Genomic DNA, 16,633 nt, shown 5'->3' on the forward strand with positions numbered 1-16,633 from the left:
TTTTATTTTTTATCTCATGTCAGTATATTATTTGGAAATAGATACATAAACAAAATATACTTCTTTATAAAAAGTAATCCAATTAACGAAATTAATAATTATTATTATTGTATTAATGCAATTAATTAATAACTTTTATAAAAGTTAAGATATCATTAAATGATATATATTTTGTTATATCATAATATATTATATTATATTATATTATAAGATAAGTTATTATTTTTGATTAATGATCTAAATATGTTTTAAAAAGATAAATTATAAGATATAAAAATAATTTAAAGTATATTACTTATCTTCACAGATTGGCGATGATGATTTATTTTTATATTTATATAGCATATCGTAATAGTTTTATATAAATTAATATATTTATATTACTATTAAGGTATTTAATAATATATTTTATAGGTTTTTATATATTATTATAATATAATTTAATTAAATAACATTTATTAATATATGATCAAAGCATAAAATTAATTATTTTAAAATTATTATTATAATTAGAAAAGTGAAGAAATATATCTTATCAACTAGCATAAATTTATAAGTATTTTATAAATTTAATATAGGTACATTCTATTTTAAATTATTATTATTATAATACTTCATAAAAAGAATATTTAAGAGTATAGTGATTAATAGTTTTTTATTTTAAATATATATCTGATATTAATTATTATATAATTATTTATAATAATAAAAATTATTCAATATTAATTTTTATGTATTTTCCAAATAATTAATTATGTTATATAAGTATAACATTTAATTTTTTGATTACATATAGTTATCAAAAGAATAACTAAAAAGGATCTGAATTGATCTTTTAATTAATCCATTATGGTTTTAGTTAAAGCATATTGTTATAAGAATTTGAAGGAAGTTAGTGACTTTAGTTTACTATATATAAGAGTAAATAGCGAAAGAATTCTTTATTAAAATATTTTTATCTGCGTTATTAAAAAGCTACATGAAGTATTTGTACTGTTTTATAACAATAAGGTTATTATATATTTTCAAAATATTTGTATTTTCATACTTTAATTTTTTAATAAGGATTATTATACACTATTAGTGATTGATTTTAGTATTAATAATCAGCATATACTAAAGTTAATGTTCTTTATAAGAAGATATAAATAAAAATATTTATATATATGCATTTTGTTTAAGTTATAAGTATAATATAATAATATTATAATATATAATATATAATATAATAATGCACTAACTTAAAGTCATTAACTTTATTAGTCTACAACTATCGTTAATAATGTTTTTAATGATTGAAAATTAATATATTTTTATTAAATTGCATCACTATCTATAATAGTGTTATTGGTGTAATTTTAATTTTTACAATTCTATGACTGATAATTTCAAGTGGTTCAAAAATATAATTACCAATTTTAATTTTTTCACCTACGCTGGGTATACGCTGTAAATATTCCATAAGTAAACCAGCTAAGGTATAGTACTCACGTTTATGATTAATAGGAAGTGGTATATAAAGTACCAAATCTTCTAGAGGTATATATCCATTAGCGATCCATGTATCATCTTCGTTTTGCTTGATATCGTGACGTGGATCAATATCTTCATCTGCAACAGGAAGATTACCAGCAATTGTTTCCATTACATCTGTTAATGTAACAACCCCCTCAACAGATCCAAATTCATCCACTACAAAAGCAAAATGAGTTTTAGCTTGACGGAATTGTTCAAGAGCCATTAGTAACGAGACACCCTCTGGAAATATTAAGGGCTGTTTAATTAAAGAACGAAAATTAAAATTTTCACCTTGTAAGTGTTGCTTTAAAAGATCAATTACATGAATAATGCCAAGAGGCTCATCAGTAGCGTTATTGTCTGTAACTACTATACGTGTATGTAAATTTTTTTGTAATAATGCGTCTAGCTTATCCTGTGAATTACTAAGATCTAGTTGTTCAACATCATGGCGAGAGGTCATGATACTACTTACTGTACGTTGAGCCATACCTAATACACGCTCAATCATCATGCGTTCTTGAGGAATAAAAAGATCATCTTCATTATTTGTGTTTGTAATTAAATGCGGAATGTTAGAATCTAATTGTATTTCTTCATTTTTACCACTGAGAAGTCTTAAGACGGCTTCTGCAGTACGTTCACGTAGGGTACGGGATGAAGAGAGGAAGCGACGACGATTATATTGTGATAAATGGTTTAATATTTCTATAATTACCGAAAAACCAATAGCAGCGTAAAGATATCCTTTTGGTATGATATAATTAAAACCTTCAGCAACCAAGCTAAAACCAATCATTAATAGAAAACTAAGACAAAGAATAATAATAGTTAAATGAGAATTAATGAAGTTAGTTAGTGGCTTACTAGCAAATAGCATCATACTCATGGCAATACATACAGCTGCCATCATTACTGCTAGATGTTCAACTAAACCTACTGCAGTAATAACAGAATCAAGTGAGAATACAGCATCTAGTACAACTATTTGGATGACAACAGGCCAGAACTTGGCACCCTTACATTGAGTATTATTTTCATGATCTTTTCCCTCTAATTGTTGGTTAAGCTCAACAGTTGCTTTAAATAATAAAAACATACCACCAATTAGCATAATTAAATCACGAGCACTAAAATTATGTCCACCGATTGTGAGTATTGAATTTGTAAGGGTTTCTAACCAAGATATAGATATTAAAAGCATTAATCTCATAATTAATGCTAGCAATAGCCCTACTATACGGGCTTTATCACGCTGTTCGTTCGGTAATTTTTCAGCTAAAATCGCAATAAATACAAGATTATCAATACCTAAAACAATCTCTAGAATAATAAGTGTTGCAAGACCTGCCCAAATAGTTGGATCTGCGATCCATTCCATACGGTTTGTTATACCTTTGAAGTTATTATAGATCTTTTAGAAAAAAATAGTAATTAAGACGACTCATCTAAGTATTAATATACTTGTAATAATATGGTAATATTAGATATATAATAGTGTCTAGAAACTCAAGGAGTAGCATAGAAAATATTTCAGATAAATATATTTTTTATATTAAAAAATTTATTTTTATTTTTATAAAATAATGTCTCTTTAATATACTAGTTTGCGATTTATTATTAGTTAAGTAGTATAAAGAAGATTTATGATTAACCTAGCACTATTAATAATTGACAAAGTCAGGTGAGTAAGTATAGTGATGATAACTAATAATAAGAGACTTTATAAACAGTTTTTGAAGTATATTATTAATATTTAGAATTAAAAAAATAATTAATAAGACAAAAAAGTTTTTATAAAATATAAATAAAATTTATATTTTATAAAAGTTAATTATTAACAAAATAACTTTACTTTTATAATCTCTGGAACTATTTATGAATTATAAAATATTGTATAATGATGTTTAATATCATATATTGTATTATTAGTCAACTTTAGAGGTTGTAATACAAAAAGAATAAATAATACTATATTAACATCTAGTTTATTTAAACTATATTAAAATCAGTTTTCTTGATATACAGTTATTAACTATACTAAATACTATCTTTCTTTATAAGAAAGAAAAGCTATTTATTATTTGGGGTTGAGATATTTTTATATACTATAAATTATTATACTGGATAATTTATTTTAATTAAAATAAATATATTTATTAAATTATAATATACTTATAAATAAACATTTTATCTATCAATGTACATAAAAATGAAGATTTCATTGACTCTTTAATACAACATTAAAAATGGGAGTAATATGAAACGTATATTTATTATAGTATTAGATTCATTTGGAATAGGTGCAAGTAAAGATGCTGAATATTTTAATGATGTTGGTTCTAATACTTTAGGTCATATTGCTGATATATGTGCTCTAGGTGAGGCTAATATTGGACGTATAGGCCAGTTGAAGCTACCAAACTTTAGTAGGTTAGGATTAGGTAAAGCAGCCGAAGAATCAACTGGTATTTTTCCAAAAGGATTAGATAGAGATATAAAAATAATTGGTGCTTATGGTTATGCTAGTTCTATTTCATCAGGTAAAGATACACCCTCTGGTCATTGGGAAATAGCTGGTGTTCCAGTATTGTTTAATTGGGGTTACTTTTCTCACCCTGAAAATAGTTTTCCTCAAAAATTATTAGATATTATAGTAAAACGATGTAATCTTCCTGGTTATTTAGGTAATTGTCATTCTTCTGGTACTGTAATTTTGAAAAAGTTAGGTATAGAACACATAAAGACTGGTAAACCAATTTTTTATACTTCCGCAGACTCGGTATTTCAGATTGCTTGTCATGAAGAAACCTTTAAATTAGAATGTTTATACAAACTATGTAAAATTGCACGTGAAGAGTTAACTAATGGTGGTTATAATATTGGACGCGTTATCGCTCGCCCATTTTTAGGTAATAAACCAGAAGAATTTAGGCGTACAGATAATAGGCATGATTTAGCTGTTGAACCGCCAGCACCAACTGTATTAAAAAAATTAGTTGATGAGAAAGGTGGAGAAGTAATATCAATAGGTAAAATTTCTGATATTTATGCCGGAGTAGGTATTACTAAAAAAGTAAAAGCCAGTGGTATTAATGCATTATTTGATGCAACGTTAATGGAAATGGAAAGAGCTAATAATAATACTATCGTATTTACTAACTTTGTTGATTTCGATTCTTTATATGGTCACCGTCGAGACGTAGCTGGTTATGCGGCTGCATTAGAGCTTTTTGATCGTCGCCAACCTGAAATGCTGAAATTAGTTAAAGATGATGATATCATTATCTTTACTGCTGACCATGGTTGTGATCCTACTTGGGCAGGATCTGACCATACTCGTGAGAATATTCCAGTATTAATTTATGGTCCCAAAATTAAACCAGGGTCATTAGGTCATCGTAAAACTTTTGCTGATATTGGGCAAACAATAGCAAATTATTTTTGCTTATCACCAATGGATTATGGTGAATCTATGTTTAATTTTTAATTGTATTAACAATTAAATTAATTATTAGATTAAATAAATTGAAAAGTTTTTTAATGTACTAAGATATTTTTAATATATACCAAAATAAAATTATTATAATTATAAGTTTGATTCATTATTAAACCTGTTTCTTTCTAAGAAAAATTTTTTTGTGTTTTGATTATATAATATTTTATATAATTATAAAAGATATTAATATAAAAAAGGATTAAATAAATATGTCTACACCTCATATTAATGCTGAGATAGGGTGTTTTGCAGACGTTGTTTTAATGCCCGGAGATCCATTACGTGCAAAATACATAGCTACAGTTTTTATGCAAAATATTATTCAGGTAAATAGCGTACGTGGTATGTTAGGTTTTACCGGTACTTATAAAGGTCGGAAAATCTCTGTGATGGGGCACGGTATGGGTATCCCATCTTGTTCTATATATGCAAAAGAACTTATAACAGATTTTGGTGTTAAGAAACTTATCCGTGTTGGTTCATGTGGTGCTGTAAACATGAATATTAAATTACGAGATATAGTTATTGGTATGGGTGCATGTACTGATTCCAAAGTTAATCGTTTACGTTTTAAGGACAATGATTATGCTGCCATTGCGGATTTCCATATGGTAAGTAATGCTTTTACAGCATGCAAAGTAAAAAATATTCAAGCAAAAGTAGGTAATATATTTTCTACAGACCTGTTTTATACGCAAGATCTATCTATGTTAGATGTAATGGATAAATACGGAATTTTAGGTGTAGAGATGGAAGCTGCTGGTCTTTATAGTGTAGCTGCTGAGTTTTGTGCAAAAGCGCTGACTATTTGTACTGTTTCTGATCATATACGTACTCATGAAAAACTTTCTCCTGAAGAGCGTCAAACTACGTTTAATGATATGATTGAGATTGCTCTTGAATCTATCTTGTTAGGTGATGCAGAAGAAGAAAGAGATAATACATAAGTAAATAAAATATAAAATAAATATAATTTTATATCGTAAGTTAGTATAAATTATAACAATTAACTGTTTTTATTAAATAAAATTTTTAATTATTAATATCTACCTTTGTATATTACCATATTTGATTTTTTTAATAAGATTAATTAGTATTTATACTATAAGTAAATTATGAATAAAAATTATTATAAACATTTATAAAAATACTGACAAAGAATATTTATAAATTTTTAGATAGCATTTTTCTATGAGTATGTATAGACATAACTATACCAAATCCTGCCATTAAAACGATGAGCGCTGAACCTCCATAACTTACTAATGGTAAAGGTATTCCAACTACCGGTAAGAGTCCACTTACCATTCCTATATTAACAAAAACATATACAAATAAAATTAACATAAAATCACCTACTATTACGCGGCCAAAAGTAGTTTGAGATTTTACTGCAATAATTATACCACGTATAATAGTTAATAGATAGAGTCCTAGTAGCAGTAGAACACCAACTAGTCCTAGCTCTTCAGCAAGTACAGCAAATATAAAATCTGTATGGCGTTCTGGTAAAAATTCTAGCTGTGATTGGGTGCCATGGAGCCACCCTTTGCCGCTAAAACCCCCAGAACCAATAGCAATTTTAGATTGAATAATATGGTATCCAGCACCTAATGGATCTTGCTTAGAATTCAGTAGCATAATTATACGATTCTGTTGGTAATCTTGCATTAGAAAAAACCAAAAAATTGGCATTAATGCCATCATAAATACTACTGCGATCATAATTATTCGCCAACTAAGTCCTGCAAGAAATAAAATAAATAATCCTGAAATAGCCACTAAAATAGAAGTTCCTAAATCTGGTTGGATTGCCACCAATAACGTTGGCATAAAAATTAAAGTCAATGCAATGCAGGTATTTTTTAATGAAGGTGGACAAACATCACGATTGATAAAGCGAGCCACTATTAATGGTACAGCAATTTTAGCAATTTCTGAGGGTTGAAATCGTAAAAAACCTAAATTTAGCCAGCGTTGTGCCCCTTTACTGATCTGACCAAATACATCCACTAAAATCAGCAGTATAATACAGAATATATAAAAATATGGCGCCCAACCTTCATATACGCGCGGTGGTATTTGAGCCATAGTTAACATAATACATAATCCTATAAATATTTGCTCTATTCTTCTTTCCATCATATTAATATCCTGACCACTTGCACTCCACATTATAAAAGTACTATAGGCTAGAATAGACAGAATACAGAGTAGAAATAACTTATCAATATGCATTTTTACCCAAATAGAACGTTGTTGTTGATTTTTTATTATATAATTACTCTCTTTGTATGTCCTATCACTTTTGATGTTCTAGAAGTGACTTAAATATCCCACTAGGTAGTATCTAATTTTGATCCCCTAGTATTATGTGATCTAGAATTTGACGGACAAGAGTACCTACTGATAGTCCAGATCCACCATTCTCGAGAATAATAGCTACAGACACTTGAGGATGCTCGTATGGTGCAAATGCCGTCATTAGTTTATGATCGCGTAAATGTTCAGCTAATGTATGAACATTATATGTTTTATAACTAAATACTTGTGCGGTACCTGATTTGGCAGCAATCTTATAAGGAGCATTAGCAAAATACTTATGTGCTGTTCCGTTATTACGATTAGCAACACCATACATACCATCTTTAGCTATTTCCCAATATCCAGAATGTATATTTCCAATTTGTACTGATTCCCGCTGTTTATAAGGAATGACTTGTCCATTTATGTGAGTACTATGTAGTAAATGCGGTACTTTTATGTTTCCATCATTAATGAGAGTATTTAAGGCTTTAGACATCTGAATAGGGGTTGCTGTCCAATAACCTTGACCTATACCTACTGGTATAGTGTCCCCTTGATACCATGGTTTTTTATAGCGCCTTCTTTTCCACTCACGAGTTGGCATTAGTCCTGAACTCTCTTCAGATAAATCAATACCAGTATAATGACCGTAACCAAATTTACCTAGCCATTTAGATAGTCGATCTATACCCATATCGTATGATACTTGATAGAAAAAAGTATCTGCAGATTCTTCTAGAGCTTTAGTCACATTTAGATAACCATGACCCCATCTTTTCCAGTCATGAAAGCGCTTTTTAGAACCAAGTAACTGCCACCATCCTGGATCAAATATAATATAATTTTTGGTAATAACACCTGCACTAAGGGCTGAAACAGCTATATATGGTTTTACGGTAGAAGCAGGTGGATAGAGTCCTTGGGTTGCGCGATTAATTAGAGGACGATTAGGATCACTAAGAAGACGATTATATTCTTTTATTGAAATTCCATTAACAAATAGATTAGGATCATAGCTTGGGTTGGTAACCATAGCTAAAATAGCGCCAGTACGGGGATCACTAACTACTAAAGCAGCGCGGTTTCCTTCTAATAATTGTTCTAGGTAAAGTTGTAAGTTAAGATCTAGTGTGAGGTAGATATCTTTACCAGATTGTGGAAGTTGTTCACGTAAATGACGTATAAATCTTCCCCTGTTGTTAACTTCAATCTCCTCATATCCTGTTCTACCATGTAGAATGTCTTCGTAATAGTGTTCTATACCTAACTTTCCTATATCATGAGTTGCTGCGTAATTAGCAATTTTATTATTTTTTTCTAAATATTCAATGTCTTTATTGTTAATTTTAGATACATATCCTATAACGTGTGTAAGAGCTGATCCATAAGGATAGAAGCGATATTGATGGCTCTTAACTTCAAAACCTGGGAAGTGAAATTGATTAACGGCAAAGTGAGCAATCTGAACTTCGTTTAATGCATTTTTTACTATTACGGAGGTAAAACTACCTAATCTTTTACGTTCTTTTTTAAAATGTTCTAAATCTTTTTCTGTAAGATTAACAATATCGCGAAGAGTATTCAGCTGAGATTGTAAGTTATCAACTTTTTCAGGTATGACTTCAAGATGATAAATAGTACGATTAAATGTAAGAGGAATACCATTACGATCATAAATTATACCGCGTCTAGGTGCTATTGGTACTAGTTTAATACGATTTTCGTTAGAGCGAGTTTTATAATCTTCGAAATGCAGTATCTGAAGATGATGTAAATTAAGAATTAATATTCCAGATAAAATTAAGATTCCTAGAAAAGAAATAAGAATACGTCTAATAAATAACGAGTATTCTTCTGAATAATTACGAAAAGGTTTGCGATATATTTTCATTGTATGCCATTGTATTCTTAGTGATTGTCTGGTACATAACAGAACTAAATAAATTAATTTTAATAATATAGTTAGAGAAAATAGTTACTGATATTGGCTATAACGACATATTACTATTTTATTTATTGTGCCCTATAAATAATAAATTTTCAGATAATCAGTATATACATTGTAAAAGAAATTACTTTATTAGTAATAATGTAAAATTATAACTATTTATTTTGTTAAAATTTTATTTATTTTCTTTTATATTTTAGTATTTTAGTATAATACTTTAATTAAGTAACCCCCTGTCATAGATCTATATTTATTTTATAGTAAATAGATTAATAAAACCTATTATTATCTTTAAGTTTTATAAATAATTTATTTAGTTAGATTATCTTGAATGTGCTCAGGATATAATTTTTGTCGTTAAATCTTAACTATTTTATAGTTCAGATTTAACGACTATCTATGGAGAGTTTTTAAGAGTAAATATTATATTTTTATAGAAATAAATTTTTATAGATATTTAATTGTAAACATTTAATTTGAGATAGTTTTTATGAAAAAAATTTTAAACGTTTTTAAAGTGATTAAATTGTATAATAAATTAATTTAATTGAATTTAAGATTTAAATCTTAAATAATATATACATTGTAACATATGAAAAAATTTAACGGTAAAGCCTTTGTAATTTTATATAATTTTGAACTTTTTGTGGAAAAAGGTTATCACAGTTTATTGACTGATGGTAGCGTTGCCTAATATCAGTTGCTGAGATATTAAATAAGGGGGTAGCAGCAAAATATATGTATCCATGTGCTTTACTGCTAAGTAATTTAGCATTAAAAACTTGATTTTTTTTAAACCATTTCTGTAATTCTAATTTTTCTAACTTATTAGGGTATTTAGGACGTGCACAGACTATTAAATGACAGTAATTAAGAATTATTTCCCAACGATCCCATGTGTGTAGTGTTAAAAAAGAATCTTGTCCAATAATAAAAGCCAGGGGTGTAGTATAACCAAAATCGTAGCGTATTTCTTCTAATGTATCAATAGTATAAGAGGGAGTGAGACGATCCAATTCACGTTTATCAATAGAAAATAACATATTTCCCTCAATTGCTAATTTAACCATTTTTAGCCTTTGTTGAGCATTTGCTTCTGGTGTTGGACGATGAGGAGGTATATTATTAGGTAGAATAATTATATGTTCTAAATTAACTTCTCTTGCCATAGCTGTAACTGATTTTATATGCCCGTAATGAATGGGATCAAAAGTACCCCCAAAAATTGCTGTAAGTTGTGTATTATGAAAAGCTTTATTCTGCATTTAACATGCTCTCCGGAAGTAATATACCGCATAATAACATTGTCAATGACTCTAGTTTTCTCCAAATTGACCAGTTATACTCTTGCTTAATAATGATTTCAATTTGCGATAGTAAGTAAATAGCCTGATACAGATGTTGTAAATCTAATCTTTGTAATGCTTGTATAATTAATGTTCGACGACTTTGCCATACTTTGTATGTATCACATAATTGTAGTAGTGAAGTATTAGTCATTTTAACTTTTAATTTTATTAACAATAATACCTCACGTTGCATTATACGTAGTAGTATTAGAGGTTCTACACCCTCTTGAGAAAGTTGTTGTAGAATTCGCCATGCGCGTTTAATATTAGCTGATAGGATAGCTTCTATCCAGTGATATGGGTAAAAATGTGTTACATTATTTACTACTTCTTTCACTCGGGATACGGTTACATTACTGTCTGGATATAGAAGTAATAGGAGTTCTAAAATTTGTGAGAGTGCTATTAAGTTACCTTCATAGTATGAACAAATAATTTTATTAGCTGCATTATCAAGCTGAAGATTCATATGAATTGCACGATAAGTAACCCAAATAGGTAACTTATACTGATCGGGGGTATTGCAGATAATCATTAAGGATTTCTTAGTAATTATTTTATACCATAAGTTATTTTTTTGTATTTTAGTAATTTTATTACTACTAATAATGAGTAATATACCAGAATGTAAAAAAGTAATAAATTTATTTAGTTGTATATTCAAAGTAGTATTAATTTCATTTTCTGGCATGGTTAGAGATATTATTTTACGATTTGCAAATAAGCTTATAGACTTAGAAAGAATAAAAATATTTTCCCAATCAGTATTTGCGTTTAACGTGAAGTGAAAATATTCAGTAAAATTATAACGATAAGCCTCTTGACGAATAAGATCAAAGCTTTCCTTTAATAATAAGGGTTCATTACCTATAATGAAATAACAATTATGTAATTTCTTGCGGAGTAGTGAAGCAAGTTGTTCAGGATACACACGAGTCATTTTATTTCTGAATATTTCCGTAGTCTTATTATTTCTAATTAGTATAATATTGATGTTATAGCTTACTGATTATAACCATCATTATAGTTAACCATGTAAGGTTGTTATAATAATTTTTTATTAATGTGTTTTGTAGTTATTGTATAATTTAACTGTGTATATAAAAAATAACTTACGTACTAATTGTTGTGCAGCCTGCTCAAACATTTCATTACGCATAATTGTTTTCTCAGCATTTTTCGCAAGAGCATTAAATGGATTATCGAAAAATGAACGATATATATGAACAGTAAGGGGATAAATATCTTTTCCATGTATTGATAGTTGAGCATTAATATTTAACATAATTTGGTATTCAGCTATTTTACCATTGTTAAAGAGAGAAACTATTTCTTCTTTATCATCTATATTAATAATACTTAAAGATGGTATTGCATCAAAGTGGTGTGATGGTATAGTAGTTGTAGAATAGTTATTAACTATTCCGGTATTTTTCATTGAAACTCTATTTTTTCTTGAGTACAATAAAGAATTACATTCTAAAATAGTTATACCATGTAGGCATAATTGTTCACGAATAGAACGTGATAAAAAACTATAAGGATTTGTAGTATACAACATAATTTTCTGAAATTTCTTTGGTAATAAATTATTATTATAACTATGAAATCCACAACTTGTAATAAGTAATATTAGTCCTAATATAGTAATTTTTACTATTAACGTAATAGTGCGTTCTCGCACAAATACTCCTTAGTTTACCCTATAACTAGGTTGAGTAATTTACCAGGAATATAAATTACCTTATCAATATTAACACCGTAGAGATATTTAGAAATACATGATTCCTTTTCTGCTAACTCTCTAATCTGATGTTCTGTAGCCTCTGCTGAAACGGTTATTCTACCACGCATTTTGCCATTCACTTGAATAATAATGATCTTAAAATTTTCAATAATTGCTTTTTTATCTACATTAGGCCATGTAGCAAAATCGATATCTTTTTTGTTTCCTAGAGCGGACCACATTTTAAAGCTAGCATGTGGTATAAAAGGATAAAGCATACGAATTACAGCCATTAAGGATTCTTGCATAATTGCCTGGTCTTGCTCATTATCGTCAGGTGCCGTAGTTAATTTATTCACTAATTCCATAATAGCTGCAATGGCGGTATTAAAAGCTTGACGACGATCAATATAATCACTAACTTTTGCTATAGTTTTGTGTAGGTAGCACCGTAGAGCTATTTGATCTAAATTTAATTTTTCTAAGTTTAAGTTTGTAGATATGCCTTTTTTTGTATGTTTATAAACTATTGCCCATATACGTTTTAGAAAACGCTTTGCACCTTCAATTCCTGATTCTTGCCATTCTAAATCCATTTCAGCGGGAGCAGCGAACATTATAAACAGACGTACAGTATCAGCGCCATAACGCTTTACCATAATCTGAGGATCAATACCATTATTTTTTGACTTAGACATTTTGCTCATTCCAGCGTGGATTACTACACGACCTTTATTATCTAAAGCATCTATGATACGTCCTTTTTTATTACGCTTAACTGTAACGTTCATAGGAGAAATCCAGTTACGTTCACCATTAATTCCGACATAGTAAAATGAGTCATTTAGAACCATACCCTGACATAATAGACGTTTTGCTGGCTCACTGGAATTCACTAAACCAGCATCTCGCATTAGTTTATGAAAAAAACGAAAGTATAATAAATGCATAGTGGCATGTTCTATACCACCTATATATTGATCTATCGGTAGCCAATAATTAGTTAATTTAGGGTTTAACATTCCTTCATTGTACTGTGGGCAAGTATATCGTGCGTAATACCAAGATGATTCTATAAAAGTATCTAGAGTATCAGTTTCAAGTAATGCTTGTTTTTTATTGATAACAATATTAGCCCAATTAGTATCAGTTTCAATTAGATTAGTAACCTCATTAATAATAACATTTTTAGAAAGAGTAATAGGTAGTAAATCTTCTGGGGTTGGTATAACTGTGCCATCTTCTAGAGTAACCATGGGGATTGGAGTACCCCAATAACGTTGTCGGGAAACACACCAATCACGCAAACGATAATGTACCTTAAATTTACCAATGTTTTTTGATACCAATTTGCTAACTATAGCATTAAAGCCGGCTGCATGATCGAGACCATTGAATTCACCAGAGTTAAATAATACTCCTTTATTAGTCATTGCTTGTATACGAATATCAGGCTTACTGCCATCTACATTAAGAATTACTGGTTTGATAGGTAGGTTGTATTTTTTAGAAAATTCCCAGTCCTGTTGATTATGTGCAGGCACAGCCATTATAGCATCTGTGTTATATTCCATACATAATAAGTTGGTTACCCATATCGGTAGTTTTTTACCGGTAATTGGATGAATAGCAAAAATATTAGTAGACATACCTTTTTGTACAATATTAATCTTCTGATTTTTTGTAATTTTAGTATTAGATAATTCTTTAATAAACTTAGCTAACACTGGATTATTAATTGCGCTTTGCTGCGCTATAGGATGATAAGTGGATACAGCAATATACATAACACCCATTAGGGTATCAGGGCGAGTTGTATAAACAGTAATATTTTTCTTACTTTTAGCAATATCAAATGTAATTTCTATTCCTTCAGAGCGTCCAATCCAGTTACGTTGCATAGTTTTAACTTGTTCAGGCCAGTGTTCTAATGTATCTAGATCATTAAGTAGTTGGTCAGCATAGGAAGTAATTTTGATAAACCATTGTGGAATTTCTTTATTCTTTACTTTAGTATGGCAGCGCCAGCAACATCCATCAATGACTTGTTCATTAGCTAGCACAGTCTTATCATATGGGCACCAGTTAACAGCGGAAGTTTTTTTATAAACCATATTTTTTTTATATAGTTTAGTAAAGAACCATTGCTCCCAGACGTAGTATTTAGGATTACAAGTTGTTATTTCTCGACTCCAATCGTAACTAAAACCTAATAATTTAAGTTGATTCTTCATGTATGAGATATTATCATGAGTCCATGACGCAGGAATTATTTTATTTTTAATTGCAGCTTTTTCGGCTGGAAGTCCAAATGCGTCCCAACCTATAGGTTGGAGTACATTTTTACCTAGCATTCTTTGATAACGAGAGATGACATCACCAATAGTGTAGTTACGAACATGACCCATATGAAGCTGTCCAGATGGGTATGGTAGCATTGAAAGACAATAATATTTTTCTTTACTTGAGTTTTCATTTACTTGAAAAGTTTTCTGCTTTTCCCAATGACGTTGGACATGTGATTCAATATCTTCTGGACGATATTGTTCTTGCATAGTAGCTCATCCTATGAGTGAAATAAAATAGATTTCTTCTCTATATTTCTCTTATGAGATATCTATAAAAATGATTAATTATAAGTTATCATATTATTTTATATTACAAGATATAATTATATTAATAGGATTTTATCCCTAATTTAAATATAAAATTATATCTTATATATCGTTATCGATATAACTAAACATTAGAGTGAACAATCTCTCTAAAAATTTTAATTTTATAAAATTATATAAGATAAAACAATTTTAGAATGTATTATTTTTGATCTAAATACAGAGATTTTTGTATTATCCTAATAGAGGTATTACAGGAAGAATTCCATTAGAATATATATAAAATATACTTTAAGTACTACAGTATTTACTATATCTTAGGCTGAATAAGATCTAATAAATAATTTTAGTGTGATAATAAATATCGTAATTTACTCTATCTACATAGATATATTAATTAAATTGTAGTGTTTAAATTTTAAGATATCTTTTTACTTCAGGTATCTATTGACTATTTGTGTTTACCTTATTAAATACATATCTAGATATTATTATATCTATATACTTACTATATAATAAGTATGTATATTACAATATATTATATTATTATGTATTAGGGTATTTAACAAAAATTGTGTTTTTATATTCCATTTCTTTTTTCTTTATATGACGCAATGATCTGCGTCATGAATTTTTATAAAAAAAGAATAATATAACAATTTATATGTTAGATGTATGGCGTATTGTAAAATTAATTTTATATAAATTAATTTTCTTATGTTTTACATTCTTTATACAACTTATGAAGAATAGCATATTGTTTACAAGGATAAATAAAATTTTATATTTCTCTATATATTAGTATTTTATGATTATTTTGATTTGTATTTTTTTAAATTAACTATTTATAAATAAAAAATAATAGATATCTTAGTCTATTGTAAAACAATATTTTGGTTTTAGTGATGCTTATCTAGCACTAATGTAGTGTATATTATTTAAATAAAATAAGTATTTAATTTAAATTATTAAAGTATATTGTATAGTACGATTTAATACTTAGTTATAGCGTAATACATTTCTATATTTAAATAAAATATTACTCAAATATAAAATTAATATCTTAGAAGGTATAACTTTTATGCAATATTAATAATTGGGTAATTAAGTAGTAATTTTAAATATTTATAGAAGTCATACTGAAAGGGATTATATCAGTTATTATTTGCTAAGTAAATAAATATCTTATTGCTTTAAATAAATAATTGTTATTTTTTAGGATAAAATGCAGTATACAGCTATTATAAAAGAGATTTTTTGAATTACATTAACTCTTTTAATTTTATATTTTTATTATATAAGATTATCTATCTTAACTATTATTAGTATATCTATATAATTTATACTTATAATTATTATATCTTTAGTATTAAGATATAATAATATTTTTCATATAAAATTGTATATTTCCTATTGTTTATAATTAAATGTAATCTACAATTTTATCAGATATATTTGAGGTTACATTGACCTAGGTTTACTAAAATAGTAAATAATTTTTTATACTATATATTTATTTATGAAAAATTATATTATTAAATAATTTTTAATTAATTATGGGATACTCCTAATATAATGTAATATTATCAGAAATAAAATTTTAATAAATGATATCATAAGTGTAGTAAACTTCAGGATATACTATTTAGTTAGATTAAAATTATATAAATT

The 16,633-nt window shown here is 27.7% G+C and carries 9 protein-coding genes; 2 read left to right on the forward strand and 7 right to left on the reverse strand.

From position 1 onward, the window contains the following. Positions 1-1,333: 1,333 nt before the first annotated feature. Positions 1,334-2,899: a TerC family protein gene (locus K0T98_RS01345; RefSeq protein WP_225639617.1), complete on the reverse strand. Its 1,566-nt coding sequence runs from the start codon at positions 2,897-2,899 to the stop codon at positions 1,334-1,336. Between the two features lie 879 nt (positions 2,900-3,778). On the opposite strand from K0T98_RS01345, the gene deoB reads away from it, so the two are divergent. Both deoB and deoD read left to right on the forward strand, forming a co-directional pair. Next, the gene (deoB, locus tag K0T98_RS01350; protein ID WP_225639618.1) at positions 3,779-5,008 is read left to right on the forward strand and encodes a phosphopentomutase; all 1,230 of its coding nucleotides are present in this window, start codon (positions 3,779-3,781) and stop codon (positions 5,006-5,008) included. A gap of 218 nt (positions 5,009-5,226) precedes the next feature. Continuing rightward, entirely contained in the window at positions 5,227-5,964 is a 738-nt protein-coding gene (gene deoD / locus K0T98_RS01355; protein ID WP_225639619.1) for a purine-nucleoside phosphorylase, read from the forward strand. 217 nt (positions 5,965-6,181) lie between these two features. Here deoD and mrdB read toward each other — a convergent pair whose 3' ends face one another. The 6 genes from mrdB to leuS all read right to left on the reverse strand — a co-directional run bounded on the left by mrdB (position 6,182) and on the right by leuS (position 14,902). Next, entirely contained in the window at positions 6,182-7,294 is a 1,113-nt protein-coding gene (mrdB, locus tag K0T98_RS01360; RefSeq protein WP_225639662.1) for a peptidoglycan glycosyltransferase MrdB, read from the reverse strand. 73 nt (positions 7,295-7,367) lie between these two features. Further along, on the reverse strand, positions 7,368-9,215 hold the full coding sequence (gene mrdA / locus K0T98_RS01365) for a peptidoglycan DD-transpeptidase MrdA (RefSeq protein WP_225639620.1): 1,848 nt from the start codon (positions 9,213-9,215) through the stop codon (positions 7,368-7,370). Between the two features lie 659 nt (positions 9,216-9,874). Continuing rightward, the gene (gene nadD, locus K0T98_RS01370) at positions 9,875-10,537 is read right to left on the reverse strand and encodes a nicotinate-nucleotide adenylyltransferase (protein ID WP_225639621.1); all 663 of its coding nucleotides are present in this window, start codon (positions 10,535-10,537) and stop codon (positions 9,875-9,877) included. Next, positions 10,527-11,561: a DNA polymerase III subunit delta gene (gene holA / locus K0T98_RS01375; RefSeq protein WP_225639622.1), complete on the reverse strand. Its 1,035-nt coding sequence runs from the start codon at positions 11,559-11,561 to the stop codon at positions 10,527-10,529. Before holA ends, nadD begins: the two co-directional genes overlap by 11 nt. Before the next feature lie 120 nt (positions 11,562-11,681). Next, positions 11,682-12,305, reverse strand: coding sequence for an LPS assembly lipoprotein LptE (lptE, locus tag K0T98_RS01380; protein ID WP_225639623.1), 624 nt, complete (start codon positions 12,303-12,305; stop codon positions 11,682-11,684). 14 nt (positions 12,306-12,319) lie between these two features. Beyond that, entirely contained in the window at positions 12,320-14,902 is a 2,583-nt protein-coding gene (gene leuS / locus K0T98_RS01385) for a leucine--tRNA ligase (protein ID WP_225639624.1), read from the reverse strand. Positions 14,903-16,633: the final 1,731 nt, after the last annotated feature.

The sequence above is a fragment of the Candidatus Profftia sp. (ex Adelges kitamiensis) genome (genome assembly GCF_020342455.1).
Lineage (GTDB): Bacteria > Pseudomonadota > Gammaproteobacteria > Enterobacterales > Enterobacteriaceae > Profftia.